At 34.2% G+C, this 26,177-nt stretch carries 26 protein-coding genes, 3 tRNA genes and 1 pseudogene; 19 read left to right on the forward strand and 11 right to left on the reverse strand.

Features of this window, described 5'->3' with window-relative positions; translation table 11 throughout:
* Window positions 1-58: 58 nt before the first annotated feature.
* From Q0358_RS00910 to Q0358_RS00925, 4 genes are all read right to left on the reverse strand, one after another.
* A tRNA-Val gene (locus Q0358_RS00910) sits at window positions 59-134 on the reverse strand.
* A gap of 24 nt (window positions 135-158) precedes the next feature.
* A tRNA-Glu gene (locus Q0358_RS00915) sits at window positions 159-233 on the reverse strand.
* A 12-nt stretch (window positions 234-245) separates the two neighbouring features.
* Window positions 246-321 (reverse strand) — tRNA-Lys (locus Q0358_RS00920).
* A 48-nt stretch (window positions 322-369) separates the two neighbouring features.
* The gene (locus tag Q0358_RS00925; RefSeq protein ID WP_299546059.1) at window positions 370-1,419 is read right to left on the reverse strand and encodes a CinA family protein; all 1,050 of its coding nucleotides are present in this window, start codon (window positions 1,417-1,419) and stop codon (window positions 370-372) included.
* Window positions 1,420-1,495: 76 nt separating this feature from the next.
* On the opposite strand from Q0358_RS00925, the gene ppk2 reads away from it, so the two are divergent.
* Together ppk2 and Q0358_RS08405 are read left to right on the forward strand one after the other, a co-directional pair.
* A complete protein-coding gene (gene ppk2, locus Q0358_RS00930; protein ID WP_299546061.1) occupies window positions 1,496-2,392 on the forward strand; it encodes a polyphosphate kinase 2 in 897 nt (298 codons plus the stop codon).
* Window positions 2,393-2,414: 22 nt separating this feature from the next.
* Window positions 2,415-3,104, forward strand: a pseudogene (locus tag Q0358_RS08405) (glycosyltransferase family 8 protein).
* A gap of 184 nt (window positions 3,105-3,288) precedes the next feature.
* Here the strand turns inward: Q0358_RS08405 and Q0358_RS00945 are convergent.
* From Q0358_RS00945 to Q0358_RS00955, 3 genes are all read right to left on the reverse strand, one after another.
* Entirely contained in the window at window positions 3,289-3,726 is a 438-nt protein-coding gene (locus Q0358_RS00945; protein ID WP_299546066.1) for a cysteine peptidase family C39 domain-containing protein, read from the reverse strand.
* A 496-nt stretch (window positions 3,727-4,222) separates the two neighbouring features.
* Window positions 4,223-4,543: a hypothetical protein gene (locus tag Q0358_RS00950; protein WP_299546068.1), complete on the reverse strand. Its 321-nt coding sequence runs from the start codon at window positions 4,541-4,543 to the stop codon at window positions 4,223-4,225.
* Window positions 4,544-4,748: 205 nt separating this feature from the next.
* Window positions 4,749-5,078: a hypothetical protein gene (locus tag Q0358_RS00955; RefSeq protein WP_299546070.1), complete on the reverse strand. Its 330-nt coding sequence runs from the start codon at window positions 5,076-5,078 to the stop codon at window positions 4,749-4,751.
* A gap of 1,373 nt (window positions 5,079-6,451) precedes the next feature.
* On the opposite strand from Q0358_RS00955, the gene Q0358_RS00960 reads away from it, so the two are divergent.
* Genes Q0358_RS00960 through Q0358_RS00970 form a run of 3 tightly spaced genes read left to right on the forward strand, consistent with a single transcriptional unit; the run spans window position 6,452 to window position 8,939 of the window.
* Entirely contained in the window at window positions 6,452-6,835 is a 384-nt protein-coding gene (locus Q0358_RS00960; protein ID WP_299546072.1) for a twin-arginine translocation signal domain-containing protein, read from the forward strand.
* Window positions 6,832-8,511 carry an FAD-binding oxidoreductase gene (locus tag Q0358_RS00965; protein ID WP_299546075.1) on the forward strand — a complete coding sequence of 560 codons (1,680 nt, stop codon included), beginning with the start codon at window positions 6,832-6,834 and terminating at the stop codon, window positions 8,509-8,511. Before Q0358_RS00960 ends, Q0358_RS00965 begins: the two co-directional genes overlap by 4 nt.
* Window positions 8,508-8,939: a cytochrome c gene (locus tag Q0358_RS00970; protein ID WP_299546077.1), complete on the forward strand. Its 432-nt coding sequence runs from the start codon at window positions 8,508-8,510 to the stop codon at window positions 8,937-8,939. Before Q0358_RS00965 ends, Q0358_RS00970 begins: the two co-directional genes overlap by 4 nt.
* A gap of 13 nt (window positions 8,940-8,952) precedes the next feature.
* On the opposite strand, the gene Q0358_RS00975 is transcribed toward Q0358_RS00970, so the two are convergent.
* Window positions 8,953-10,209: a glutamate-5-semialdehyde dehydrogenase gene (locus Q0358_RS00975; protein ID WP_299546079.1), complete on the reverse strand. Its 1,257-nt coding sequence runs from the start codon at window positions 10,207-10,209 to the stop codon at window positions 8,953-8,955.
* A 139-nt stretch (window positions 10,210-10,348) separates the two neighbouring features.
* Between Q0358_RS00975 and Q0358_RS00980 the strand changes: the two genes are divergently transcribed.
* A complete protein-coding gene (locus Q0358_RS00980) occupies window positions 10,349-11,014 on the forward strand; it encodes a hemerythrin family protein (RefSeq protein WP_299546081.1) in 666 nt (221 codons plus the stop codon).
* Window positions 11,015-11,022: 8 nt separating this feature from the next.
* Window positions 11,023-12,771: a flagellar assembly protein A gene (locus tag Q0358_RS00985; protein WP_299546083.1), complete on the forward strand. Its 1,749-nt coding sequence runs from the start codon at window positions 11,023-11,025 to the stop codon at window positions 12,769-12,771.
* Window positions 12,772-12,784: 13 nt separating this feature from the next.
* Here Q0358_RS00985 and hisF read toward each other — a convergent pair whose 3' ends face one another.
* Both hisF and Q0358_RS00995 read right to left on the reverse strand, forming a co-directional pair.
* A complete protein-coding gene (gene hisF, locus Q0358_RS00990; RefSeq protein WP_299546085.1) occupies window positions 12,785-13,558 on the reverse strand; it encodes an imidazole glycerol phosphate synthase subunit HisF in 774 nt (257 codons plus the stop codon).
* Window positions 13,559-13,680: 122 nt separating this feature from the next.
* Window positions 13,681-15,771, reverse strand: coding sequence for a methyl-accepting chemotaxis protein (locus Q0358_RS00995; protein ID WP_299546087.1), 2,091 nt, complete (start codon window positions 15,769-15,771; stop codon window positions 13,681-13,683).
* A gap of 193 nt (window positions 15,772-15,964) precedes the next feature.
* On the opposite strand from Q0358_RS00995, the gene trpS reads away from it, so the two are divergent.
* From trpS to Q0358_RS01030, 7 genes are all read left to right on the forward strand, one after another.
* A complete protein-coding gene (gene trpS, locus Q0358_RS01000) occupies window positions 15,965-16,960 on the forward strand; it encodes a tryptophan--tRNA ligase (protein WP_299546089.1) in 996 nt (331 codons plus the stop codon).
* Window positions 16,960-17,565, forward strand: a complete 606-nt coding sequence (gene bioD, locus Q0358_RS01005) for a dethiobiotin synthase (protein ID WP_299546091.1) — start codon at window positions 16,960-16,962, stop codon at window positions 17,563-17,565. The genes trpS and bioD overlap by 1 nt, the downstream gene beginning before the upstream one ends.
* Before the next feature lie 83 nt (window positions 17,566-17,648).
* Complete coding sequence (locus tag Q0358_RS01010) at window positions 17,649-18,200, forward strand: DUF507 family protein (RefSeq protein ID WP_299546093.1); 552 nt, start codon at window positions 17,649-17,651, stop codon at window positions 18,198-18,200.
* Complete coding sequence (carA, locus tag Q0358_RS01015) at window positions 18,200-19,342, forward strand: glutamine-hydrolyzing carbamoyl-phosphate synthase small subunit (RefSeq protein ID WP_299546095.1); 1,143 nt, start codon at window positions 18,200-18,202, stop codon at window positions 19,340-19,342. Before Q0358_RS01010 ends, carA begins: the two co-directional genes overlap by 1 nt.
* Window positions 19,342-20,505 (forward strand): aminotransferase class I/II-fold pyridoxal phosphate-dependent enzyme, encoded by a 1,164-nt coding sequence (locus Q0358_RS01020; protein WP_299546097.1) that lies wholly within the window; start codon window positions 19,342-19,344, stop codon window positions 20,503-20,505. The genes carA and Q0358_RS01020 overlap by 1 nt, the downstream gene beginning before the upstream one ends.
* Window positions 20,492-21,136, forward strand: a complete 645-nt coding sequence (locus Q0358_RS01025) for a pimeloyl-ACP methyl esterase BioG family protein (protein WP_299546099.1) — start codon at window positions 20,492-20,494, stop codon at window positions 21,134-21,136. Before Q0358_RS01020 ends, Q0358_RS01025 begins: the two co-directional genes overlap by 14 nt.
* Window positions 21,136-21,870 carry a methyltransferase domain-containing protein gene (locus Q0358_RS01030; protein WP_299546101.1) on the forward strand — a complete coding sequence of 245 codons (735 nt, stop codon included), beginning with the start codon at window positions 21,136-21,138 and terminating at the stop codon, window positions 21,868-21,870. The genes Q0358_RS01025 and Q0358_RS01030 overlap by 1 nt, the downstream gene beginning before the upstream one ends.
* Here the strand turns inward: Q0358_RS01030 and Q0358_RS01035 are convergent.
* Window positions 21,854-22,171 (reverse strand): rhodanese-like domain-containing protein, encoded by a 318-nt coding sequence (locus Q0358_RS01035; protein ID WP_299546103.1) that lies wholly within the window; start codon window positions 22,169-22,171, stop codon window positions 21,854-21,856. The two genes, Q0358_RS01030 and Q0358_RS01035, sit on opposite strands and share 17 nt — an antisense overlap.
* Before the next feature lie 108 nt (window positions 22,172-22,279).
* Here Q0358_RS01035 and Q0358_RS01040 point away from each other — a divergent pair, with 108 nt between their 5' ends.
* From Q0358_RS01040 to hemB, 5 genes are all read left to right on the forward strand, one after another.
* Window positions 22,280-22,528, forward strand: a complete 249-nt coding sequence (locus Q0358_RS01040; protein ID WP_299546105.1) for a tetratricopeptide repeat protein — start codon at window positions 22,280-22,282, stop codon at window positions 22,526-22,528.
* Window positions 22,519-22,920, forward strand: coding sequence for a hypothetical protein (locus tag Q0358_RS01045; RefSeq protein WP_299546107.1), 402 nt, complete (start codon window positions 22,519-22,521; stop codon window positions 22,918-22,920). Before Q0358_RS01040 ends, Q0358_RS01045 begins: the two co-directional genes overlap by 10 nt.
* A gap of 259 nt (window positions 22,921-23,179) precedes the next feature.
* Window positions 23,180-23,863, forward strand: a complete 684-nt coding sequence (locus tag Q0358_RS01050) for a response regulator transcription factor (protein ID WP_299546109.1) — start codon at window positions 23,180-23,182, stop codon at window positions 23,861-23,863.
* Window positions 23,856-25,094 (forward strand): ArsS family sensor histidine kinase, encoded by a 1,239-nt coding sequence (locus tag Q0358_RS01055; protein WP_299546111.1) that lies wholly within the window; start codon window positions 23,856-23,858, stop codon window positions 25,092-25,094. Before Q0358_RS01050 ends, Q0358_RS01055 begins: the two co-directional genes overlap by 8 nt.
* Before the next feature lie 9 nt (window positions 25,095-25,103).
* A complete protein-coding gene (gene hemB, locus Q0358_RS01060) occupies window positions 25,104-26,078 on the forward strand; it encodes a porphobilinogen synthase (RefSeq protein ID WP_299546113.1) in 975 nt (324 codons plus the stop codon).
* Window positions 26,079-26,177: the final 99 nt, after the last annotated feature.

A 26,177-nucleotide genomic window follows, 5' to 3' on the forward strand; every position in this document is an offset into this window, starting at 1 on the left:
CCGCGACCCCCTGCGTGACAGGCAGGTATTCTAACCAACTGAACTACCGCTCCAAAAGTGGTGGTCGCTATAAGACTCGAACTTATGACATCCACCTTGTAAGGGTGGCGCTCTACCAACTGAGCTAAGCGACCGATGAAAGATTAAAAAAATAAAAGTGGTGACTCCTAGGGGATTCGAACCCCTGTAGCCACCGTGAAAGGGTGGTATCCTAACCGTTAGATGAAGGAGCCACTTTTATTTAGTGGTGACCCGCGTTGGATTCGAACCAACGGCCCATTCCTTAAAAGGGAATTGCTCTACCAACTGAGCTAGCGGGTCATTAAAATAAAAAAGGAATTGCAATTATAAAGATTTAAAACCAAAAAGTCAATAGTTTTTAAAAAAAATCTTTAAAAACAACAAATACGCATACAAAGTAGCTTGTTCTTGAATGAAATTTCTATCTCCATTAAAATGCAATCGTTCAATCACTTCTGCTCCACAAATACTTTTTGCTCCAATATACACAGTTCCAACAGGCTTGCTAGCACTTCCCCCATTAGGTCCTGCAATACCACTTGTTGCAAGCGCAAAATGCGCACCAGAAAGCTTAAGCACACCATCAAGCATATCACGCACCACCGCTTCACTAACCGCCCCAAAACTTGTGAGATTCTCCGCACTTACGCCAAGCCACGCTTCTTTAATTGCATTTGCATAGCTAATCACGCCTCCATCAAAAACAGCACTTGCCCCACTTTGGCGCGTTAGCATAGTAGCGATTAATCCCCCTGTGCAACTCTCTGCGCTTGTGATTTTAAGATTCTTCTTCTCTAAGAGTTCAATTACACTTTTTGCTAAATCAAATGTCGCAAAAATCCTATCCCCAAATTCTTCTTTAATTGCTAATTTAAAGCCTTTTAAATCCCCATTTACCGCACTTAAGACCTCCAAATGTTGCTGATTTAGAACATTTACACGCACTCCAAAATCCATTGCGATTCCACTTAAAAGCATTCGCGCGGATGTCGCTTCAATCCCCAAAGGATAAAGATACAACAAGGATTCCGTATTTTCATAACTTCCAACAACTCTAGCAATTTCTGCTAGTTCTTGTTGTGTTGCCTTTTGCAAATCTAACAAAACAATTTGTAAGTGTGTATTCTCAACACACATTGCATTTTTGGATTCCAACTTTTTATGTAATGGAGCAAATATTTCTAAAATTCCATTAAATCTATCATTTGGTGCAAGTATTAAGCATTTACTATCACAAACTTCTAAAGCATTTTGAATCTTGCTTGAAACTTCTTTATATTCTTTAACATAAAAGATGGAATCCAAAACACCAAATATCGCACACGCAATTCTTAAAGCATACTGATTAAGTGGCAAAAAATCGCGATAACTCTCGCCCATACAAACTAAAATCTTCAATTTCTACCTTTTTGATTTATTTTTAATCCTTGTATGGTAGAATTTTAGCTATTTTAAGCTAAATTTGGAGGAAATTATGAGCAAAACTTTAGTGGTGCGCCCAGAAGATGAAAAGCCGGGTGAAGTCTATAACGACAAAGGCAAGATTAACAAGAAGTTCTACGAAAAAGAAATCGTTAAATTGCAAATTGAGCTAATCAAGTTACAAAACTGGGTTAAAAAACACCAAAAAAAGATTATTATCATTTTAGAAGGGCGTGATGCCGCAGGAAAAGGGGGGACAATCAAAGCCTTAAGAGAACATCTAAACCCTCGTGGAGCGCGTGTTGTGGCTCTTCAAAAACCAAGTGATGTAGAAAAAACACAATGGTATTTTCAACGCTACATTGATGAACTACCAAACGGAGGGGAAATTGTGTTTTTTGACCGTAGCTGGTATAACCGCGCCGGCGTAGAAAAAGTAATGGATTTTTGCACAAATGATCAGTATAAAGAGTTTATTATTCAAGTTTCACATTTAGAGCAAATGCTAATTGAGAGCGGTTATATCCTTTTTAAATTTTTCTTAGATGTAGGCAGAGAAGAACAAAGAAAGCGTATTGAAAGTCGCAAAGATGAACCATTAAAACGCTGGAAACTAAGTCCCATTGATGAACTCTCTTTAAACCTTTGGGACGAATACACAGAAGCTTTTGAAAAAATGTTCTCTCGCACACACACGCCTTTTGCCCCTTGGTTAATTGTGGATTCTAATGACAAAAAACGCGCTAGAATCAATCTTGCTAGAATCTTACTCTCTAAAATTGACTATGAAGATAAAGACGCAGAAAATGTTTGCTTGTTAGCAGATCCGGGAGTTGTGTCATATTATTCTAGTGTTAAGATGTTTTCTAGTGATGCAAACAGCGAAATAGGCAACAAAGACGCAGAAAAAACAAAAGGCAAAAAAGAGAAGAAAAAGAAAAAAGATTAAAAAGCTAAATAAAGTAAAACTTATGCAAAAAACCTATCCCATTGTTTTAAACGCTGATGAAAACTATATCAAATATGCAAGCGTGCTAATCACAAGCGTTATTAATAGCACAAAAGTAATGGGAAGAGGGCATAATAAACCTTATAATTTTCAAATTTTAAGTGATTTTATCTCAAATGCTACACAAGAAAAACTTCAAAAACTTCAAAATAGGCTATCTAAATTTATCCTTTAGAAATAAAAATTCATCTTTGCAACAATACAGAATTTACTCACTTAAACACATTAATGGTAACCATTTAGCCTATTGTCGCTTGCTTCTTACTAGATTTATAACAGATAAAAAGCATTATATTTAGATGTAGATATGCTTGTATTAAAGGATTTGCGTGAGATTTTTAACATAGATTCAAAAGAAAAAATTTGCGGAGTAGCACTTGATTATAAAGCAAATCGTTTTTTAAAGCCAAAAGACAAAACATCTCCAACACTTAATCTTTCCAAAGATTATTTCAATTCTGGACTACTATTAATAGACTTAGAAAAATGGAAAGCGCAAAATATAGAATCTAAACTTATGGAGATTTTGAACAAATACTATTGCGATGAACACGACCAAAGTTCCTTAAATGCTGTTTTAAAAGACAAAATTAAGATTTTACCACCATCTTGGAATGCCTTAGTTTATTATTATGCAAATGCAAAAACCTAGAATTATTTTCAGATGATACATTAAGAAGCTTTGATGATAAACCTTTAATGCTTATTGAGCAAATTTGATTTTTAGGTGTGGATTTTATAGAGTTGGGCAGAAGTTCACCCTCGAATTCCTTGTAGCTATACACAATTTTTACTAATTTTATATATATATTAATTATTTTTAAATATGTTTAAAATTATTTAAAAAATATTTGATTTGGTAAAATTAATTCTTTTATGTTTGGTAACACATTTTCTTTTGCGATAATTAGTGCATATCCGCCTTTATTATTTGTATCCCAAATAGAATAAAACTCTTTTTTAGAGCTAATATAAATTCCAAAATTTGGGTCATAAATCTTTATAAAATCCCCTTTGTAATTTATAACTACCACAAAATGTGGGAATCTTGGGTCATTTTCTATTCTTACAAGCAACGGATAGGTAGTTTTTTCTAAAATTTCTCTAGTAATTAAGAATCCTTTTGTTGTATAGCCTATTTTTTGTGCCACTTCTTGTAAGTCTTTAAAACTTAACATATCCGTATTATGGTTTAAAAAAGTTAAAATTTCTTGCTCACTAAATTGTTTTAGCCCAAAAAAATTAAATAGTGTCGCTAGAGCCGAACTCCACAAGATTTCTCATATTGCTGCCTTACAATGTCTTTATTATGTAATTCTTGTAGAGATTTAATCGCAAAGGCGAAGCTGTAATTTGCAATAAATATCACACAAATAAGCATTTTAAACATTTTAGATTCCACATTTTAAAACTTTTTCCAAAGGCTTATGGTAAAGACGCTATCAGGAGCTGCCGAGCTTCCACCAGCATTACCTAAAATTGAAATAGCAGTATCACTATCAATACTATAAGTTGCTCCAGGTGAGATTGTAGGGATTGAATATGAATTTGAAGTTTTTATACCATCAAACTTTGAAGCACTTTGATATCGTTGTCCAAACCTATATCTAAAGAAATTTTAGGACTTAAAATCACAGACATATTAAAACCAAAAAAAAAGAAGCTATTTCCATATTCTAACTTTCCATAATTAAAATTTCTATCTGCGTTATAAACACTGCCAAAATAAAGAGAACTTATAACAGGGTCAGAATAATTTTTAAAAGCGATTTAAGCAGAAAAAGATTTAAAGACAAAGTTTTTATCCTCATCAAAATGTCTTTCTTTTTGTAAAATTCCACCTTGTAGTGTGATTTGTGGGATAAAAAAGTCTGCAATAGCTTCTGCCGTGTAAATTCCACCAATCCATAAAGAATCAAAGTCAAAGCTTCTCTCTGTGCCAAATTTATAATCATGAGTAACATATTCGTTTTGCTTATAGCTGCCATTTGCAGAAGCTAGTATGTCAATTTTTGGAGTCATTGTGTAAATTAGAGTTTCATTTATAGATACTCTTTTTGTATCTTTCCAAATTTTTGTATCTGGCTGCACTATTAGCGTTGGATACATATTGTAAATATAAGCGTTTCCACTACTTAAATAACTAATGTTTGTAATACTTCTTAATCAGATTTACTTTTTAAAAATAGAATCCATAGTGATAGGGTCAGAAGCAGAAGCAATAGTAACTAAAAGCAACAAATATTTTTTAAACATAAGAATCCTTAAGGGTTGTTTTATATATTTTTAGCGAACACTACATCAAATTCAATCTTATTTTCCAATTCTTCTTCCACAACTTTTTAAGTAGTTTATCCCCATCGCTTTCTTTATAAAATTGTGCTTGTTTTTGTAAATTCTCTTGCTCTTTTTGGAAATTTTCTCTAGCAGTAAGCATATCCAAAAGCACTTCTTGTGTATCAAAATACATATTATTAGGATTATCTTTAGCAAATATGATTTTTATCTGCCCTGCATAATAGCTAGTAAATAGCATTTCATTGCCATCCCAAGAAATAGTTGTGCTGCCTAGCATAAAGCTTTTATTATCCAATCCTCCACTCTGATTTAATAAATAAGTAGCCATGGTATAACTTGCTGCTTGAATTTGGATTGTTTATAAAATAATCCAATTGTTTTTCATCAAGCACTAATGATGGCAACTCTTGTTTTAGCTCTTTGGTGTTTGTGGAGTTTATACTATATATGTTAATATTTATATTGTTAGAAATTTGCATTATTATTCCAATTATTTTAAATTTCCAATATTATTCTTATCATATATAAACCCAGTTTCTTACTGAGTTATATCCTTTTATTCTAGTTTTTACATTATCTTGAAAAGCTATTGGTTGCACATCTGCTTTATTATTTTTATTAACCTTTACAACCCTATCTGTGATTTTATGCGTTCTAAAATCATAAGTTGTTTCAACTGCGGCTATATAGTTACTCCCTAAATTAAAATAGGCAGAATCCCCATCTTCTAATACTACGCCATAATATGCAGTGTAATATATGTTTTGCCCACTATTGCTAATAACGCCATACTCTTTTACAATAACTATGATCTAAAAATGCACCACCTACTACACTTTGCATTTCGGCATTATTTAAAACTTTAACGCCTTTAGAGTTTTCAAAGGCTTCTCCATTTGTCGCAATTGATATTAAATCACTAGCATTAAATTTAAGATTCCAAATGTCAATAATGTAATTAAAATTTTTTTCATAATTCTCTCCTTACCAAACTAAAATATAGTTGCATTTTATAGTTACATTTAAAAAAATGTTAGTTTTCATTATAAAAATTGTTATTTTTTATGTTTTTATTTAAATCTTGTTACTCTATAAAACAAAAATAAGAAACTTTGCTACTTGCTTTGTTTATAAAATTTTTATTTTATAAATATATTCTTAAAATGTATTTTATACTTAGGTAATTGCTCTAAGCCTGTATGCTTGATAATGCCTGTAACATTATATGGTATTTCATATCCGCAAATTTTACTTTACCACACATACCCTAGTTTAACTAGCATAAACATTTCTGTTTATTCATTCTTTAGACTCTTATATTAACAATTTCGTCAGTATTCTTATCTTTAGAAATACATTCTTACCATAGATATTTTATAGCCCTCCGACCTATCAACACTTATGCACCTCTACATACATTGCGATGAAGTTTAATAATACAGCTTTACTATTGTTTCTAATTGTTAGCTTTAAAGTGTAATTATTAAACTTATTCGGTGTTTCTCCGCCGACTTTACCACGCTTTATACCCTAAGTTTAAGCACAGACTTATAAGCGAACTTGTCGCATCATTAAGAGATTTCAAATCACAAAAAATCAAATTTTCTAAATTCTACAAAATCAGTAAAACTTAAGTTTTAAGCTCTATAATTGCAATTTGTTAAATATTTTTTAACTTTTTAATTAAAACAAAGGAGCAGTATGTCTAAGATTTCCCGTAGAAACTTTCTAAAAAGTTCTGCTGTTGTTGCATTTGGACTTTCTAATTTAGATGCAAAAATGCTAGATTTTTCTAGGCAAGAAACCATCAAAGCAACATATTTTATTAAAGACTTAATGTGTGATGGTGATTTTAGCAACATACAAGCAGACAAAACCTTAGAAATTAATGGTGATATTAGCACGATTTATAGCGATTTAAAAGCCGCCTTTCAAAGCAAAGCAATCCTTGCAAGCATAAGCACAGAAACAACCTTTTTTGTCCTTAGCACAATGGCAGCAGATTATGGATTGCGCGTTGCTTACAACGCAAAAAATAATGGAGTGCGCACTTGGATACTCGCACCAAAAGGAGTTACATTATGATTTTACCAATAAATGTCAAAGAAAGCGATTTTCTAGAGGCACGCAAGGCTTTTGAAAAAGCCATTGGCAAAGAATGGGTGTTTTACACAGAGGAAGATTTAAATCTTTATCGCGATGCTTATAGTCCGCAATGGGACGATGCAGATGAGCCAATTCCATCACTTGCTCTAGCTCCAAAAAGCACTGAAGAAGTTCAGGAGATTGTAAAGATTGCTAATACATTTAAAATTCCACTCTTTCCCATTTCTACAGGTAAAAATCTAGGCTATGGAAGCTCTGCACCACAAAGAAGAGGCGATGTTATCGTAGATTTAAAGAGAATGAATAAAATCATTGAAGTTGATGATAAACGCAATTTTTGTATTGTAGAACCCGGTGTTAGCTATTTTGATCTTTATGAATATGTAGAACGCAATAATCTCAATGTTTTCCTAGATATTCCAGATCCGGGTTGGGGTTCTCCCGTTGGTAATGCGCTAGATCATGGCTGGGGATATAGTTATGGAATGTATAGAGATCATTTTGGCTCACATTGTGGAATGGAAGTTGTGCTAGCAAATGGTGAAGTTTTACGCACAGGCATGGGGGCATTACCCGGCTCTAAAACATTTGCAGAAAACAAATATGGCTATGGTCCTTATGTAGATGGACTATTTTCTCAATCAAATTTTGGAATTGTAACAAAAATGGGCTTTTGGATGATGCCAAAACCTGAACATTATTTACTCCTATCTTTAACGATGAAACATAGAGATGATCTAATCCCAGCTGTAGAGATTCTAAATTATCTAGAAGATAGTTTTATCATCGGTTGGCCACTTTATCGTAGTCCTTTAAATCCACCACACGGCAAAACAATGGATCCAGAGCTAAAAAGTTATCTTACTTCAAAAAGAGGCTTGCCAGATTTAAATAAAATCCAAAATTATGCCTTAAAGAAAAATCTTCCTTATTGGCAAATTGATATTCCTATTTATGGTTGCAAAGACACTTGTTATGCAAATATGAACTACATTAAAGAGCGTTTTAAAGTTGTAAAAGATGCTGAAATTAAAATCGTTCAAGAGTTTTCTCTGCCATTAAATGCTGAACAAAAAACACAACTTAAACACAAAGTAAGCTTAGGGATTCCAAATATGGAAATTTTTTGGCTTAGCACAAGAGGCGAAACGACTGCACCAAGCGATGGACATGTATGGTTCTCTCCTATTATCCCACGCGATGGAAAAGAACTCTTAAAATGTCAAGATGTATATATTCAAGTCTTCCACGATTTAGGAATGGAATCCCCTATCACACCATTTGCGCACCCTAGAAGCTGGATGTATCGTGCATTTTGCTTTATGTTAGCTTTTAACAATTCACGCACCGACCAAGAACATAATCTAAAGCTCCGCCAAGCCTATCGCACAATGGTAAAAGTTGCAGCAGAAAATGGCTGGGGAGATTATCGCGCCGCCCCAACTTTCCAAGATGATGTCATGGGTGCGTATTCTTTCAATAACAATGCTTTATTGCGTTTTAATGAACAACTTAAAGATTGCATTGATCCAAATGGAATCTTAGCTCCAGGGCGCGGTGGAATCTATCCAAAAAATGCAAGATCACAACGCTTTGCAAACAGCAAGCTTGATGAAATCGCACTAAAAAACCTAAAACAAGGAGGTAAAAAATGAAAAAGTTAATCCTTGCTACGCTTACTCTAGTGTATCTAGCACACGCTGATTCCTTTAAAGAATGGTTGCCAAAGGGTAAGAGTGTGGGCGTGTTTGAATATATGCCAAACACTCCACATTCTCCTGCCGCGTTTTCTTCTGTTGATGCAAAAAAACTCACAAAATCTCAAAGAAAAGGACAACAAATTTATAGCAAATGGTGTCAGCCCTGTCATGGTGCAGGAATGCCCGGAACTAACGCGCTTGCCGCTGCTTATCAAGGACTTGGGATTCCAGCAATGCTAGAAGAACGCACAGACTTAACTCCTGATTTAGTTAGCACATTTGTGCGATATGGTAAACACTCTATGCCTTTCTTTCGCAAAACAGAAATTAGCGATGAAGAGTTGAAATTCTTAGGAGATTATCTAGGACGCAACGCTAAATAGCGCATTTAGCTTGCTAGCGTATTTGATAATTGCCACGAATTTTGTATTTATAACTTGTTAGTGATTCCACTCCCATTGGACCTCGGGCATGGAGCTTTGAAGTTGAGATTCCAACTTCAGCCCCATAGCCAAACTCGCCTCCATCACTAAAACGCGTAGAAGCATTTGCATACACACAAGCAGAATCTATCGCATTTAAAAATTCTTCAATCACGCTATAATCTTCACTTAAAATTGCCTCACTATGTCCGCTACTAAAAGTGCTAATATGCTCTAATGCCTCGCTTAATCCATCTACAACGCGCAAATTTAAAATATTCTCTCCATATTCTCTGTGATATTCATCAAGAGCAATCTCTTCACATAAAATTTTAAATTCCTTTAAAATTGCGCAACTTCTAGCACAACCTCTTAAAAGCGTGCCTTTTTCACACAATGCTCTTGCCACTTTTGGTAAAAATTCTTTAGCAAAGATGGAATCTAAAAGCAATGTTTCACAAGCATTACACACACTAGGGCGAGAAGTTTTCGCATTAACAATCACAGAAATTGCGCTTTCTTGCTTGCAAGTATGATGGGCAAAAATATGACAAACCCCTTTATCTTGTTTAATCACTGGAATCTTTGCATTTTCACTTACAAAATTAATCAACCCCTCTCCACCACGCGGAATTACTAAATCAATCAATCCCTTAGCACCTAAAATCTCTTTTAACTCATCTCGGCTTTTCATTGCAGGGAGCAACACCATTATATCTTTTGGTAATGCAAATTCCTCTAAAGCTTGATAAAACACTTCCATAATTGCTTCATTACTCTTTTGCGCTTCTTTGCCTCCCTTTAGCACACAAGCATTTCCGCTTTTAAAACAAAGAGCTGCTACATCGCTTGTTACATTAGGGCGAGATTCATAAATCACTGCAATCACACCTAAAGGCACACTAACTTTTTCAATATTTAAACCACAATGATTACTAAAACCGCCTATGACACGATTTAATGGATCTGGAAAATCTGCAATTTGCAACAAAGATTCCGCCATACTTTTTAGCTTCTTAGGACTTAACTCCAAACGCTCTAGCATTGACACATTTAAATTTAAGCTTTTAGCCTGCTCTAAGTCTTTTGCGTTTGCCTTAAGAATTTTGGATTCCATCTTCAATAAAACTTCCGCACATCTTCGCAAAAACTCTATGCGCAAATGATGTGGCAGATTAGATAAAGTTCTTTTTGTTTTTTGTGTGTTTTGGAGTTGTTTTAATAAATACATAAAGACTCCTTGAAATTTAAATATCGCATTATAACGCACAAAATAAATTTTCTATTCTAAAACTAATTTTAAAGCATAAAGCACTATAATCACTCTTTCAAATTCTTTATATAAAAATGGATTTTAGTTAGAGGCAAAAGTGTTAGAGTGGAGCGAAGAATTTAGCATTAAAAATCAACATTTAGATGAACAACACAAAAAGTTTATGCAACAAATCTCTGATGCACTAGAACTCACAAAATATACAGGCGATGACAAATCTGAAAAGCTTGAAAAGCAGATGAATGATGTTATAAGTAGCGCGCAAGAGCATTTTAAAGCGGAAGAGACCTATATGCAACATATTGGCTATCCTTTTTTAAGCAAACATAAGACTTTACATAGAGAGCTAATTTCTAATATCTCAATGCTAATGATGGAACTAGAAGAAGCGGACACTTGCGCGCAAGAGTTTCATAATTGCTTGAAAAACTGGCTTCTTGATCATATTTTGGTAGAAGACAAACAAATCGAAAGTTATCGTAATCGCCTACACGATATAAAAGAGATTCCATATAGTCTAGAGCAACGCACAAAAATTCTAGCAGAACGCGCTGATGTAGCAAATGAACCCACCCATAAATACATCTGTCTTTGTCATTTAAAAGAATTTCAAGTGTGTGATTCCTTGCACAACATTATGCAAGAAGAAGGCACTTTTATCCGTTGCAAAACTTGTAAGCAACCATTAATCTATCGCGATTTAGGGCTAGATGATGAAGATAATTTTGAAGCTTTAGCCAAGCAATACTTTAAGCAATTTTAGGAATCTTTATGCAGTTTCAATCTCGTGGATTTAAAGCGTTTAATGATGTTACAAATTTACGCAATACACTTTTGCAACTTCAAAAAAAAGTTGGCGAAGACATTGATTTTTATCTCTTAGGATTTCGCACATTTTATAGCAAAAAAGGCGAGAATAAATACAAGCCTGTCAATGATACGAGTATTTTTTCTAAAAATGCAAATTTTATTGCCAATATTGACATTAAACAGGCATATAAAATTGAAGTGTGTAAAAAATCTCAAAAACCAGAACGCGCCTTTGGCTTCAAACTCTTTTGTGATGAAAGCACGATTTTACGCGCTATACTTTTGTGTAATAACAAAATCAAATATCACGATTCCATTAAAGAAGAAATCTATCAAGAACTCTACAAAACAATGATTCTACAAGGCTATCTTATAGGAATCCGTGAATACAACAAGCTCTCTCAACAAATTGATGCATTTGTGTTTTCTTTAAAACAAGGTAAAATTATCCCAAAACTCACCCTAAATATCGGCGTCGGCGTAGCAAGTGTAGAAGGAGTAGATGGAGTCCTAAAATGCTTTTACTCTCTCCAAGATGACACTACACAACAATCCACAGATTCTTTTACTCCTAGAATATGTATGCAAGCCTTACATAAAGGCGATGAAATTTTTGCCTATACAAAACCCATTAATGGACAAGTAGGACGAAATTTAAAAGGCGAATTTATCCAAACAAATGCAATCCAAACAAATGCAATCCAAACAGATGCAAGTATTCGCGCAAGAAGTGATTCTAACATCATTAAATATCAAGCAACAAAAGATGGATTCTTGAAAGAAATCAAGCCTTTTTACTATATTATAAGCGATGAATTAAACACGACACAAACAGACCCTAAAGAGACTGCATCATCACAAAAAGAATCCTTAAATATTGATGGACAAACACATAGTAATGCAAAAATTCAAACTGATATTGCCTTTATTGGTTCTCATCGTGGCGAGATTAAAGCGCACACGGTTGTTATTGATGTATTAGAAAAAGGCTCTGTTGAAGCAAAAGTAGCTTATATTAATAGCACACTTGGTGGAAAAATCATTGCAGATTATATTTACATTAAAGATGTCCGATCTTATAATGAAATCTATCCGCGTTTTAGTCTTGTTGTGGACAATATTTTAGGAGAGCATAATACTTTTGAACTCAATCCTGCTAAGTTTGCCTTTACAAGACGCGATCGCTTAGAATATGTAATGCTCTCAGATCAAATCAAAATCCGCTTACGCCACCTAAAAAAACAAATGGACGAAGTATATGCCTATCTACTAGCAAGCCAAGGAAAAGCACATAAAATCCAACACGATGCAGAAGAAAAACCCGAAGAAAAACTTCCTAAAAATTTGCAATGTATTGTAGAGCAATATGAAAAAGCCTTAGAACAATACAAAAACTTGTTAAAAGAATACAAAGACATTATTAATCTCTACTACACGAACGAAGTGCGTTTAAAAGGCATTGATGAGGGTGCGCTTTTAGCAAAAATGATTATCCGTGGTGAGATTTCAGAACCAGAAACTATGGTGAAATTTAAAGCCTACACAGGAAAACGCGAAGAAACGCTGAAAACCATTCTTAGTCAAGCCACCCCAGCACGCCTTTTTGAAGTAGAAAAAGAAGGTGATTTCTTCCGTTTAAGAAGCTACCAAGAATACGATCCAGAACTATTAAATTGGATGGAAGAAAAACGCCCGCAAAAAGAATCTTAAAATTGGAATCCTTTTATGTTCTAATTGCGATTCCATTTGCTTTTAAAAATGCTTTTAATTCTTTAATGCTAATTTCTTGGTAATGAAAGATTGAAGCAGCTAATGCCGCATCTGCTCCATTTTCAAAGGCTTGCAAAATATGCTCCATACTTCCAGCTCCACCACTTGCAATTAATGGAATCTGAACACTACTTGAAACAACCTGCAATTGCTTTAAATCATAACCATTTTTTGTGCCATCACAATCCATACTTGTTAGCAAAATCTCCCCAGCTCCCCTATCACAGACTTCTTTTGCCCACTCTAATAAATCAATCCCAGTAGGATTTCGTCCTCCATGCGTATAAATCTCCCACGCTCCGTTGTGTAATTTTGGATTCCATCTTGTATCCATTGCGATAACAATGCATTGCGAACCAAAGCGTTTTGCTCCTTGTGTGATTAAATTGGGATTGTTAATTGCAGCAGAATTTAAGCTAATCTTATCACAACCTGCATTTAGCAAAGCATACATTTGTTCTAAATTAGAAATCCCTCCACCCACAGTTAAAGGAATAAACACTTCCTTTGCTACTTTTTCAACAACCTGTGTCATTGTTTTGCGCGCTTCAAAAGTTGCAGTAATATCTAAAAATACAATCTCATCAGCCCCTTCATCATTATAACGCTTTGCTACTTCTATGGGATCTCCTGCATCTTGCAAGCCAACGAAATTTACACCCTTTACCACACGCCCATCTTTAATATCAAGACAGGGGATTATGCGCTTTGCAAGCCTATCTTCCATATTCTATCCTTAATTTTTTAAAATCTTAACAAAAAATTTTTAAAGGATTTATATAAAATTGTTTTATGAAAAACAAAGGAGTGCAAGGAGGATAAAGTATGCAAAAATGCATACTTTAAGAATTAAAATTTCTTTTTATTAACATCATCTAAGATTTCACTTGCAATTCCACTCACTCTTTCTGTGATGTCATTTGTTATGCAAGCAATCTTAGCATTATCTTGCGTGATGGATTCTAATTGCGCAATGGCTTCATTGACTTGACTTACACCTTGAGTTTGTTCTTTAATAGATTCACTCATATCATTAACGCCTTGCACAAGAACATTTACATTTGCTTCAATTTCATTAAGAGATTTACCTGTTCTTTCAGCTAGTTTTCTAACTTCATCTGCAACAACAGCAAAGCCTCTTCCGTGTTCTCCTGCTCTTGCTGCTTCAATAGCTGCATTTAATGCTAGTAAGTTTGTTTGATCAGCAATATCTTTAATCACGCCTACAATGTTTTTAATGTCTTCTGCTTGTCTAGCTACTTCTGTTGTTTTATCATTGACATTTTGCATTGATGAACTAATCTCTTCAATAGCAGCAGCAGATTGTTGTAAAGAGCTTGCTTGAGAAGAACTACCATCTAGGAGTTTATTCATAGATTCTTGTAAAACATCTGTTTGCTCTACTAAGTCTTTTGCATAATTTTTAGAAGAAATTAACATTTTTCTAATTTCTTCTCCTAAAATATTTGTTGTAACTTCTACACTTCCCTTTGCATTTTCTACTTCTGTTGTAAAATCTAAAGATTTATAAGATTCAAAAACTCTTCTAATCTCATTCATATTAGAGCCAACTTTTTCTTGTAAAACATCTAGCATATGATTTAACACTTCTTTTAGCTCTATTAATTGTGGATTATGTGGATTTTCTACAATTCTTGCTGTTAAATCTCCACTTTCTACTGCTTTAGCTGTTTGTGCGGATTGTGCAATTGCTTCTGCATCTTTTTTAAGTCCTTGTTGAACATTTTCAATGTTTTGATTAATTGCTAATGCCATATTACCGATCTCATCATTTGCCTTTGGTGGAACAAGATTTGGAGGTGTTTTTGTTTCGTGGTTTAAGTATTTAAAGAAGTTGATTAAAAGATTAGAAACAACTTGTAATCTTGAAATGACAGCACTTTTGATATACAAAAACACACAAATAAGAATTACTAAAATTGACACGACAATACAAATAATAATCGTATTACGCAAAGTGCTTATGGGTTGCATAATGGATTTTACCGGAGCAACAAGCAAAATGCTCCAATTTGCCACATTTTCATAAATCTTAAAAGAAGATAATCCAACTAATGCATCTTGTTCATCTAGCGTTTTGTATTCATACACTCCGCTTTGATGTTTTAAAGAAGCTTCTTGAATATTTTTTGCTTGTGTACTTGCGTTAAAATCAGTGAGTTTTTTTGATAAAACATTAGCATTTGGATGCACAGCAATAGTGCCTGATTCTGTCATAATAAAACGATAATCCCCTTCAAAAACATTTAAAGATGGATCTTGAATCCACGCTCCAATCTTCTCCATATCTATAGCAAGACCTACAACTCCAATAACAGCATTTTGACTATCTCTAACAGGAAAATTTAATCCTGCAATCAAACGATCTTTTTTGCCATCAATATTTTGAAAAGTTGGTTCCCCAATGGTAGGCTTTCCTGTTTTCAATGCTTTTTGAACACTTCCAAAATTTAAAATTTTCTCAGTAGCAGGAACAACATAAATTCCACCCCTGTTTGCAACATCATTATCCCCTCTAATCATTAAAAATTCTCCATTTGGGAGACGATTTTCTTTGCGAATAGGTGTAACATTTTTAAGATATAAATACAAAAAACTTGCATCACCATCAGAATCTAGTGTATCCTCTAAAACTTTCTCTAAAGTTCCGCCCGGACGCATTGAATAATCTTCTGTGTTTTGAATAGTTGCTTCAATAGTGCTTTCTAAAGAATCTAAAAACGAAAAAGTTTGATCAAGCTTCCCTTGGATAAGATTACTCATTCTTAAAGATACATTCTGTAGCAGTTTATCTGCCTCTCTTGCTTGTATGGATGAACTCATAGAAATTACAACAGAAGCCATAATTCCCATACAAACCACGATGATAATGGTCAATAATAAAGAAACTCTTGTTCCTAGCTTTAAATTTTTTAGCAATGTGTCTCCTTCTAAATTATAAAAATTTTCAGAAATGCCATTATTTCAAAAAATAAAAAAAAACAACCTTAATAAAACTAACAGCAAAATTACCATAATTTTTGTTTAATTTTAAAACCCAAAAAAGCCTTCTAAAATATACGCCAATAAAATTGCTATAATTGCGTCTTTAATTTATCATTTAAGGATTCTCATGCAAACACAAAAAGAGCGTGTATTCTCTGGGATTCAGCCCACCGGTAATATCCATCTAGGAAACTACTTAGGTGCTGTGAAAAACTGGGTAGATCGTCAAGATTCCTATGAAAATATTTTTTGTGTTGTTAATTCTCACGCTATTACGATCCCACAAGACCCAAAAGTGCTAAAAGAGAAAACTTATCAATTATGTGCAATGTTGCTTGCTTGCGGGATTGATCCTAAAAAATCCACACTCTTTATCCAATCAAAAGTGCAAGAACATACTTCTTTAGCGTGGCTTTTGACTTGCATTACACCAATGGGAGATTTAAGTCGTATGACACAATTTAAAGACAAAAGTCAAAAGAATCCAAAAAGTATTTTTGCCGGACTTTTTAATTACCCAAATCTTATGAGTGCAGATATTTTGCTTTACAAGGCTAAATTTGTGCCTGTGGGCGAAGATCAAAAGCAACATATTGAACTAGCGCGCGATACTGCAATGCGCTTTAACCGCGATTATGGGGAGATTTTTGTTGTGCCAGAACCTTTGATTATGCAAGAGGGGGCTAGAATTATGGGGCTAGATGATCCAACTAAAAAAATGAGTAAAAGTTCAAGCGATAAACCAAATCACTCCATTGCTTTAATTGACGAACCTGATGTGATTTTAAAAAAAATTAAAAAAGCGACAACAGATAGTGAAGGCATTATCGCTTTTGACAAAGAACGCGCAGGCGTGCATAATCTCTTAACCATTTATCAATGTTTTTGCAAACAAGATCAAGCAAGTATTGAAAAAGAGTTTAGTGGCAAGGGATATGGAATCTTAAAAGAAAAAGTAGCCCAAGCAGTGATTGAAGGCTTGCGTCCTATCCGTGAAGCGTATTTAAAACTTATTACAGAACAAGATTATCTCCATAAAATCTTAGAAGAAGGCACGCAAAATGCCCAAAAAATTGCTAGCGCAACCTACAAAGAAGCCAAAGAAAAAATGGGACTAATTTAATGCAAATTTTCATTGCTGGTAGCCATACAGATGCAGGCAAAACTTCTGTAAGTGCTGCTCTTTGCTTGGCGTTTAATTTGGAGTATTTCAAGCTTGTGCAAGCTGGGACTCCACAAGATTGCACCAAGATTAAACAGCTCTCCCCACAAACAATAATCCACCCAAATGGAATCACATTGCAAACCCCTGCAAGCCCACATATTGCAATGCAAAAAGAAAATATCTTTTATAAGGGCTTAACAATCCCACTGCCAACAGCACAAAATTTATTAGTAGAAAGTGCAGGCGGGCTTTTTACTCCATTAGATTTAAAATGCTGTATGATTGATTATTTAGAGGCTTCTAATCTCCCTTGTTTGCTTGTTTGCAGATATTATTTAGGAGCAATTAATCACATTTTACTTAGCATACAGGCTTTAAAAATGCGTAAAATTCCGCTTTTGTGTGTTGTAGTTAGTGGAGAGCAAAATTTAGAAATGGATTCCTTTATCAAAGAATATGCAAAAGTTAAAATTGCGCATTTTGCTAACTTTTGTGATACAAAAAGTTTCCAAGCACAAGCACAAGCACTAAAGCAAGAGTTAAAAACCTTAGGCGTGTTTTAAAATTTCTAAACAAGCATTACTTTAAGACACAAAACGCTACAATAGCGCAAAAATTTATCAATATCTACTTACAAAGGCGCATTATGAAATTCAAACTCTCACACGCACCCTACATCGGTAATAAAATCGCTTTAGATCTCTCCACTTGTGGCTTTGTCAGTATTTTGCACGGACTTGAGGGCATTGCTAAAGTTGCTGAAAAACAAATTTCCCAAGATATTCAAGAAGAAGCACGCATTGAAGATAAAGCTAGAGATTTACTTGAAGAAAATTTAGATGAAATTGAGTTTATGCAAGCAGATGAACATCAATTATTTTGGCGCATTAAGAAAAAACTTGCAGAAAATGAAAATTTTATTTTAAACTTTGAAGATCGTTATAATAATCTAGCACATAAAATCCTAAATGAACTTTTTGAAGAAGATTTAATTGATTCTTCCACTTCTGAAACGCGTATTATTAATGTAATTTTTAAAGCAATTAATGGTTATTCAAAAGTTTATAGTGATATTGAAGATATTGTGCAAGAACGCATTGCAAACTATAAGCGCAAAATTATTTTTGGCAGTGAAGAGTATGATTTAATCTTTGATAAACTCTATCAAGAAGAGTTGAGAAAGAAAGGATTCCTATAATGCAAACTTTCCTAAAAGATACTTGGATTTATCTAGAAAATGGAATCTTTTTTCAAGCAAAAAGCTTTGGAGCAGAGATTACAAGCGTAGGTGAACTTGTCTTTAACACATCGCTAACAGGTTATGAAGAAATCGCCACAGATCCAAGCTATGCTGGGCAATTTGTATGCTTTACAATGCCAGAAATTGGCATTGTAGGAGCAAACCCACAGGATATGGAGAGCCAAAGCGTTTTTGCAAAGGGAATTTTGTGCCGCCATTATAATGAGACTTACTCAAACTTCCGTGCAACAGAGAGTTTAAGCGTATTTCTCAAACGCCATAACGCAATGGGAATTTGTGAGATTGACACGCGCTTTTTAACAAAAACACTCCGCGATAATGGCACGATGATGATGATTGCTTCCACAGAAATTTCAGATAAAGAACAATTAAGAGAAATTTTAAAAAACAGCCCCAGAATTGAAGAGATCAACTACATCAAAGAAGTTAGCACAAAAGCCCCTTATCAGCACACAAATGGGAATTTTGACTTCTCTATAATGGACTATTCTACACCTAACACACAAAGAAAAATCCTAGCCATTGACTTTGGGATTAAACGTAGTATTTTAAACCAACTTGTCAATGCTGGATTTAGTGTAGAAGTGATTCCGCATAATTTTGATGCGCAAGATCTTATTGCGCGCTTTAACAAGCGTGATTTTGATGGAATCTTTTTATCTAATGGACCCGGAGATCCACAGGTTTTAACCAAAGAGATTGCAAACATTAAAGCTTTAATTGATGCAAAAATACCGCTTTTTGCAATTTGTCTAGGGCATCAGCTTTTATCCTTAGCGCAAGGCTATCCAACTTATAAGTTGAAGTTTGGACATCACGGCGGAAATCACCCTGTTAAAAATCTACAAACAAACACCATAGAAATCACTTCGCAAAACCATAATTATTCTGTGCCAGAATCCATAGCAGAAATTGCAGAAGTAACTCACCGCAACCTTTTTGATGGCACAATTGAAGGCGTGCGCTATAAAAATGCTTGCATTTGCTCTTTTCAACATCACCCAGAAGCAGGACCTGGACCTTTAGAATCTGCTAGACTTTTTAAGGAATTTTCAAATCTTTTAAACAGCGCAAAATAATGCAATCCCTACATTCACAAGTCCTAAAATATTTGGAATCTTTAAAAAAGGATTCCAACTTTCGCACTCTACCGCCTCCAAACCCACAAGACTCTACACTTCTAAACCTTGCAAGCAACGATTATTTAGGGCTAACTTATAATAAAGATTTTAATGCGCGCTTTTTAGATTCCACCCTTTTTAAAGAGCATTGCCATTTTAGTGCGTCTTCTTCGCGCTTGCTTAGTGGTAATTTTGAGATTTATAATCTTTTAGAAGCGCATTTAAAAACACTCTTTCATAAAGAAGTCTTGCTGTTTAATAGTGGATACCACGCAAATGTTGGAATCTTAAATGCGTTAAATGCTCTAAATGTGCTTTTTATCGCTGATAAATCTATTCACGCAAGCCACATTGATGGGCTAAAGGATTTTAAAAAGCCAAATTTTAAGCGTTTTTTACATAATGACATAAACTCCTTGCAAACCTTGCTTGCTAAATACACATCACATTATGATGCAATTTTGATTTTAAGCGAGGGGCTTTTTAGTATGGAGGGAGATTTTGCTCCTCTAAAGAAACTTGTAGAATTAAAACAACAATTTAAAAATGTGTATTTATACATTGATGAAGCCCATAGTATTGGGAGCTTTGGAGAAGATGGGCTAGGACTTTGCAAGCATTTAGATTTGTTAGAACAAATTGATTTTTTAATTTTAACTTTTGGCAAAGCACTCTCATCAATGGGAGCTTGTGTGCTATGTGGAGAAACTTTTAAAGATTATTTTATCAATACTGCGCGTTCTTTAATTTACTCTACCGCCTTACCACCTGTTAATGTGGCACGCACACTCTTTGCCTTTTTAGAACTCCCTAAATTGCAAGCACAAAGAGAGCATTTAGCACATTTAAGTGCGCATTTTAAAGCCTGTTTGCAACAAAGATTAGATGATGAAATTTTAGGGGATTATAATATTATTAGTCTTGTGTTAAAAGACAATGCAAAAGCTCTGTATTTCTCAAAAATGCTTGCAACACAAGGCTACTTTGCCCCAGCAATTAAAACGCCAAGTGTGCCAAAAAACAGAGCTTTACTTCGTTTCTCTTTAAATGCAAATTTAAAACTCAACACCCTAGAAAACCTAGTTACAATCCTACAAAAGATTGCTAATGCAACTTTATAAATCCCTTGATAACACCAAAGAAATTTTTTTGATTTTTGGAGGTTTTGCCTCACATTATAGCCATTTTGCGCCGTTTTTTAAAAACTATCTTCTTCTTTATCATTACACACATTTAGATTTTAGTGCGCTTTTAAAGGCATTAAAAACACTGCCAAAGGATTCTAAAATCACTTTAGTTGCCTTTTCTATGGGGGTTTTTGTTGCGCGCATTTTTCTAAACACACAGCACTTTAAGCCCCACAAAGCCTTTGCCATTAATGGCACAGAATATGGGATCCATAAAAGCTATGGAATCCCGCTAGCACTTTTTAGACACACGCAAAAAAACTTTGCCACAAACAAAGAGCTAGCACTCAAGCAATTTAAAAGCAATCTTTTTTTGGAGCATTTAGACAAAACAGAGCATTTTGTTTTTTTAGATTCCAACATTTTATGCGATGAACTTGAATTTTTTATGGAGTCTTGTGCCACACATCATACGCTCTTAGAGCCTATTTGTTGGGATTTTGCTTTGATTTCAACACGGGATTTAATCTATAATCCACAAGCGCAAAAAGCCTTTTGGAGCGATAAGACGCGCATTATAGAGCTTGATGCACCACATTTTGCCTTTTTTAATTGGAAGTTTTAATGTCACAAAAAGACTATATCAAAAAACGATTCCAAACTGCTAAAGCCACCTATAAACAACACGCAACAATCCAAAATTTAATGCAAAAATCTTTGCTATCCCTTTTAAAAAAACGCTTGCCACACAATCGCTTAGGCTCTATTTTGGAGTTAGGCTGTGGCAATGGAGATTTCAGTAAGACACTTGCAAAATCTTTTTTGTTTGAAAAATATTATGCTTTAGATTTGGTGGATTTTTCTAGCGAATTTGCGCATTCTAAGATTTGCTTTTTACAAGGGGATTTTGAACATTTAGATTCCATTTTACCACACCATTTATCTTTAGATTGCGTGATTTCTAATGCAGCATTACAATGGGGCAATCAGCGCATTTTACTACCACTTTTAAGCAAAAGATTGAATCAAAATGGAATCTTATTGTTTAGCACTTTTGGCAAAAATAATTTTAAAGAACTTAAAGAACTTTTTAATCTAAGCCTTGATTATTTAAGTTTGCAAGATTATCCAGCTCTTTTAGAGCATTGTGAAATTTTAGATTCCTTTGAATTTACAAAAACTCTGCATTTTAATAGTCCGCAAGAAGTGTTTAAACATCTAAAAAATACAGGCGTTAATGCGTTAAAAAGCCATTTTGCACTTACAAAAACACATTTAAAAACCTATGAAGAAAGATTTCAAAACACTCTAACCTACCACGCACTTTTTATTTGCGCTAAACTCACAAACAAGAGCTAATCTCTTCATCTAAAAAATAAATATTTGTATAGCCGCTATTTACTAAATCACTTCCAAGCAAAGACACCGTATATCCACTATAACAATTTAATAAAATCTTTTTATCTGCATTGTTTTTTAAAAACATCTGCAATTCTTCTTGCGTTGTAATGTTTGTTGCACCCTTTAAATGCCCCTCCATAAAATCAAGCGGCATTCTAATATCCACAATTACCCAATCTTTTGCTTCAATAACATTTGGTAAGTCTTCTTTAAAAATTGCTTGCGCCAAACTTTGATGATTTTTTCCATAGGTTTTCATTATTCTTCCTTAAACAACAATTTTTAATCCGCATTATAACGCTTTAAGATTCCAAAAATGCCACAATATCAAAAATTATGCTAGAATACCCACTTTAAAAGGTGCGTTATGAAAACTCTAACACTTGCTAGCATTTATGAAATCCAAGGACATCGCCACGAAGCTGCGGAGATTTATCAAACAATTTTAGAAAAAGATCCTAGCAACACAGAAGCAAAAATCGCCCTAAAACGCTTAGTTAGCAATCGTAAAAATTACGGCAAAGCAAATGAAGATATGCTAAATTTATTTATTCAAATGGATAGTAGCGTAGAGTTTAATGAATTTGAAAGGTGGTTATTGCAATTATGGAATTAAAAGAGGCAATTTTACAAACTCTAGCAGAGATTGATACAAGCACGGAATCTATGGATTCCAAACCCATTTTACAAGCCCCAGTAGCAGAACGAGATGCACTTTTAGATGTGCTTCCAACAGAACAAATTACTAAAAGCACGGATACACAAAGCCCATATGAACGCAAGATTGAAAAGTTAGATTTTAAAAACACAGAAGAACTTAAAGCACTTCTTAGCAAATATTATTTAGAAGAAGAAAAGTTTTTAAATGCTTTACAAGAAAGGATTCTTGTCTTATTTGAAGGCTTGCAGTCCCCAAATAATCGCAATATAGAGAATAAAGTGGATATGATTTTAAACTTTTTAGAATACACTTTAGCAATTATTGATGAAAAAAAGAGCCAAAAATGAAAAAAATTTACCTATTTACTTTTGATTTACCATTTTCTTTTATAATTTCGTCATCTCAATGGGATGAGTTGAGAGACAAGCTTGAGAAATTGAGTTTGGTTTTCCTTTTAGGAAGTGTATTTCATCCACTCCTCCTTTGTTTAAGGACACTTAGTGTGAGTAAGTTCTTTGAAAATATTATTTTTTCTAGCAGGTGTTTTCCTAGATTTTTATTTAACCCCCTAAAATACCCAATCCTCCTTTTTGTTAGGAGAACACTATGCTAGAAGTGTTGATGATAGAAGATGATTTAGAGCTAGCGACCATTCTTAGTGAATATTTAAGAGCTCACAATATTAATGTAACAAATTATGATGAACCATATACTGGTATGAGTGCGATTAACACTCGACATTTTGACCTCCTTCTTTTAGATCTAACACTCCCAAACTTAGATGGGCTTGAAGTTTGCAAGAAGGTCGCAAAAGAAAAGCATATCCCAATAATAATCTCTTCTGCAAGACACGATATAGATGACAGAGTCTTAGGATTAGAATATGGTGCTGATGACTATATTCCAAAACCTTATGATCCAAAAGAACTCATTGCAAGAATTCATAGTGTCCTTCGTAGATATAATTTAGCAAAAAACCCAGATAATACAAAATTCTCTATACTTCCTTTCCGACTTGAGAAAGGGAGCAGAGAGATTTATTTAAATAACGAACTTCTAGAACTTACTAAAGCAGAATATGAAATTTTATGCTTTATGCTAGAAAATGTAAATCAAGCTCTAACGCGTGATTCTATCGCAACACACGCTGATTCTATCAATCCTGATTCTAGCAACAAAAGTATTGATGTGATTATGGGGCGTTTGCGTGCTAAGATTGAAAAAAATGGTAAAAAATACATTTTCTCTGTGCGCGGAATCGGCTATAAGCTACAACTAAAAGATGATTAAAAACTCTATTATTGTTAAAATTTCGATTCTATTTATTGTAGCAATCATTGGCTTAGGCGCGTTTTCTTATTATTTTATCCGTGAAGAAATCCAAAAAGAAAATTTAGAAAATCAGCTAAAATACAGCCAATTTTTAGCCACAATCAATCAGCTTGTACGTTTTGGTGGTAATGTAGAGTTGATTGAAAAATATCTCTATGAGCTAGAATTACAACAAATTCAAGAAGAAGAGGCTTTAAAAAAATTTGAAAATCATCTAACTCCAAACCTAGTAAATGGAATCATTGCAAAAATTATCAAACAAGACAATGGCGTGTATTTATTCTTACAAACTCCAACAGAATGGAGACTCTATGGGGATTTGCATAAAAATAAATTGTTTAATTATTATTTGATTACATTTTTTGCGTTTTTAGTTGTTGTGTTTTTGTTTGCCCTTGTGATTAAAAGCATTTTGCCCCTTAAAGTCTTACGCAAAGAAATTAGAAAATTTGCCAATGGTCAAACAAACATTGCGTGTAGAATCAACCAAAACGATGAGATTGGAGAACTTTCCAAAGAGTTTGAAAATGCTGTAGAAAAAATTAACGCCCTAAATCAATCCCGACACTTGTTTTTGCGCTCTATTATGCACGAATTAAAAACACCTATCACAAAGGGTAGAATCACAGCAGAAATGATTGAAGATTCTATTTATAAAGAGCGTTTATGTAGCGTATTTGAACGCCTAAATTCTTTAATTAATGAGTTTGCAAAAATTGAAGAGTTAAGCTCACGCAATTATTGTTTAAACAAACAAGATTATCTTTTAAGTGATCTTTTAAATCAAGCTTTTACAATGCTACTTTTGGATCAAGCGCAAATCCAAGATCTCTTTAGCCTGCCTAGTGAAAATTATGTATTGCGCTGTGATTTTGAAATGCTCACTTTAGCAATCAAAAATCTACTAGATAATGCGCTAAAATACAAAAGCAAGGGCAAGGTAGAGATTCGCGCACAAGGAAATGATTTAGAGATTCTAAACTTTGGTGCGCCGCTTCCTTACTCACTAAAAGATCATTCAAAGCCGTTTTTTAAAGATGAAAAATCTAATAAAAATGGCGGTCTTGGACTTGGAATCTATATTGTCAAAAGCACGCTAGAATCACAAGGCTTAACCCTTGATTATGCGCATCATAACGATAAAAATATTTTTATCATAAAAGGCGCAATCACTGAAAATCAAAAATAAAGGAATCCTATGTTTAAGCGTTTAAGAAGAGTTAGATTAAATCCTATTGTGCGTGATCTTGTAGAAGAAAGCAGTATAAGAGTGCAGGACTTGATTTATCCACTATTTATCACGCACGGAGAAAATGTTAAAAACACCATTGCAAGTATGCCTGATGTCTATCAACTAAGCATTGATAATGCTCTAAAAGAATGCGCCACACTCCAAAAGCTAGGAATCCGCGCGATAATGCTTTTTGGGATCCCATCTCTTAAAGATAGCGTAGGTTCTGAAGCATTAAGTGAGCAAGGCATCATTGCTCAAGCCTTACGCGCAATTAAAGAAAAGTTTCCAAACCTACTTTTATGCGTGGATTTATGCTTTTGTGAATACACAGATCACGGACATTGTGGAATCCTAAATCCAAAACTACAAAGCGTGGATAATGATTTAACACTAGAGATTTTAAACAAGCAAGCCCTTGTGCTAGCAAAGGCTGGAGCGGATTTAATCGCGCCAAGCGGAATGATGGACGGGATGATTTTATCTTTGCGTCAAGCTTTAGATAATGCGGGATTTTCACATCTTCCACTAATGAGTTATTCTACAAAGTTTGCAAGTGGATATTATGGACCTTTTAGAGATGTAGCACAAAGCACGCCAAGTTTTGGAGATAGAAAAAGCTATCAACAAAACCCGGCAAACCGCAGAGAAGCAATCCTTGAAAGCTTAGAAGATGAGGCGCAAGGGGCGGATATTTTGATGGTTAAACCTGCTCTTGCTTATCTTGATATTGTGCGCGATATTAGAGAAAGAAGCCTATTGCCTCTTGCTGTGTATAATGTCAGTGGAGAATATGCAATGCTAAAATTTGCACAAAAAGCAGGGCTAATCGACTATGAGCGCGTGCTAATGGAAACAATGCTAGGCTTTAAGCGTGCTGGAGCAGATATTATCATCACTTATCACGCCAAAGAAATTGCAAAACTACTTATAAATCTTTAGTCCGCGTAACATTAATTTTCTATGATTTTGATTTTCATTGCAAAGGAATCCAAAACTCCATTTGGATTCCATATAAAAGAGAATAATTTGTAAGTTTCC

The organism is uncultured Helicobacter sp. (assembly GCF_937893305.1).
Taxonomy (GTDB): Bacteria; Campylobacterota; Campylobacteria; order Campylobacterales; family Helicobacteraceae; genus Helicobacter_D.

Excerpts from the sequence above, each read along its gene's own strand:
- ppk2 (WP_299546061.1), top strand. The coding sequence starts at position 1,496 with ATGAGCAAAACTTTAGTGGTGCGCCCAGAAGATGAAAAGCCGGGTGAA.
- Q0358_RS00955 (WP_299546070.1), bottom strand. The coding sequence starts at position 5,078 with ATGGCTACTTATTTATTAAATCAGAGTGGAGGATTGGATAATAAAAGC.
- Q0358_RS00960 (WP_299546072.1), top strand. The coding sequence starts at position 6,452 with ATGTCTAAGATTTCCCGTAGAAACTTTCTAAAAAGTTCTGCTGTTGTT.
- Q0358_RS00965 (WP_299546075.1), top strand. The coding sequence starts at position 6,832 with ATGATTTTACCAATAAATGTCAAAGAAAGCGATTTTCTAGAGGCACGC.
- Q0358_RS00970 (WP_299546077.1), top strand. The coding sequence starts at position 8,508 with ATGAAAAAGTTAATCCTTGCTACGCTTACTCTAGTGTATCTAGCACAC.
- Q0358_RS00975 (WP_299546079.1), bottom strand. The coding sequence starts at position 10,209 with ATGTATTTATTAAAACAACTCCAAAACACACAAAAAACAAAAAGAACT.
- Q0358_RS00985 (WP_299546083.1), top strand. The coding sequence starts at position 11,023 with ATGCAGTTTCAATCTCGTGGATTTAAAGCGTTTAATGATGTTACAAAT.
- hisF (WP_299546085.1), bottom strand. The coding sequence starts at position 13,558 with ATGGAAGATAGGCTTGCAAAGCGCATAATCCCCTGTCTTGATATTAAA.
- trpS (WP_299546089.1), top strand. The coding sequence starts at position 15,965 with ATGCAAACACAAAAAGAGCGTGTATTCTCTGGGATTCAGCCCACCGGT.
- bioD (WP_299546091.1), top strand. The coding sequence starts at position 16,960 with ATGCAAATTTTCATTGCTGGTAGCCATACAGATGCAGGCAAAACTTCT.
- Q0358_RS01010 (WP_299546093.1), top strand. The coding sequence starts at position 17,649 with ATGAAATTCAAACTCTCACACGCACCCTACATCGGTAATAAAATCGCT.
- carA (WP_299546095.1), top strand. The coding sequence starts at position 18,200 with ATGCAAACTTTCCTAAAAGATACTTGGATTTATCTAGAAAATGGAATC.
- Q0358_RS01020 (WP_299546097.1), top strand. The coding sequence starts at position 19,342 with ATGCAATCCCTACATTCACAAGTCCTAAAATATTTGGAATCTTTAAAA.
- Q0358_RS01025 (WP_299546099.1), top strand. The coding sequence starts at position 20,492 with ATGCAACTTTATAAATCCCTTGATAACACCAAAGAAATTTTTTTGATT.
- Q0358_RS01030 (WP_299546101.1), top strand. The coding sequence starts at position 21,136 with ATGTCACAAAAAGACTATATCAAAAAACGATTCCAAACTGCTAAAGCC.
- Q0358_RS01035 (WP_299546103.1), bottom strand. The coding sequence starts at position 22,171 with ATGAAAACCTATGGAAAAAATCATCAAAGTTTGGCGCAAGCAATTTTT.
- Q0358_RS01040 (WP_299546105.1), top strand. The coding sequence starts at position 22,280 with ATGAAAACTCTAACACTTGCTAGCATTTATGAAATCCAAGGACATCGC.
- Q0358_RS01045 (WP_299546107.1), top strand. The coding sequence starts at position 22,519 with ATGGAATTAAAAGAGGCAATTTTACAAACTCTAGCAGAGATTGATACA.
- Q0358_RS01050 (WP_299546109.1), top strand. The coding sequence starts at position 23,180 with ATGCTAGAAGTGTTGATGATAGAAGATGATTTAGAGCTAGCGACCATT.
- Q0358_RS01055 (WP_299546111.1), top strand. The coding sequence starts at position 23,856 with ATGATTAAAAACTCTATTATTGTTAAAATTTCGATTCTATTTATTGTA.
- hemB (WP_299546113.1), top strand. The coding sequence starts at position 25,104 with ATGTTTAAGCGTTTAAGAAGAGTTAGATTAAATCCTATTGTGCGTGAT.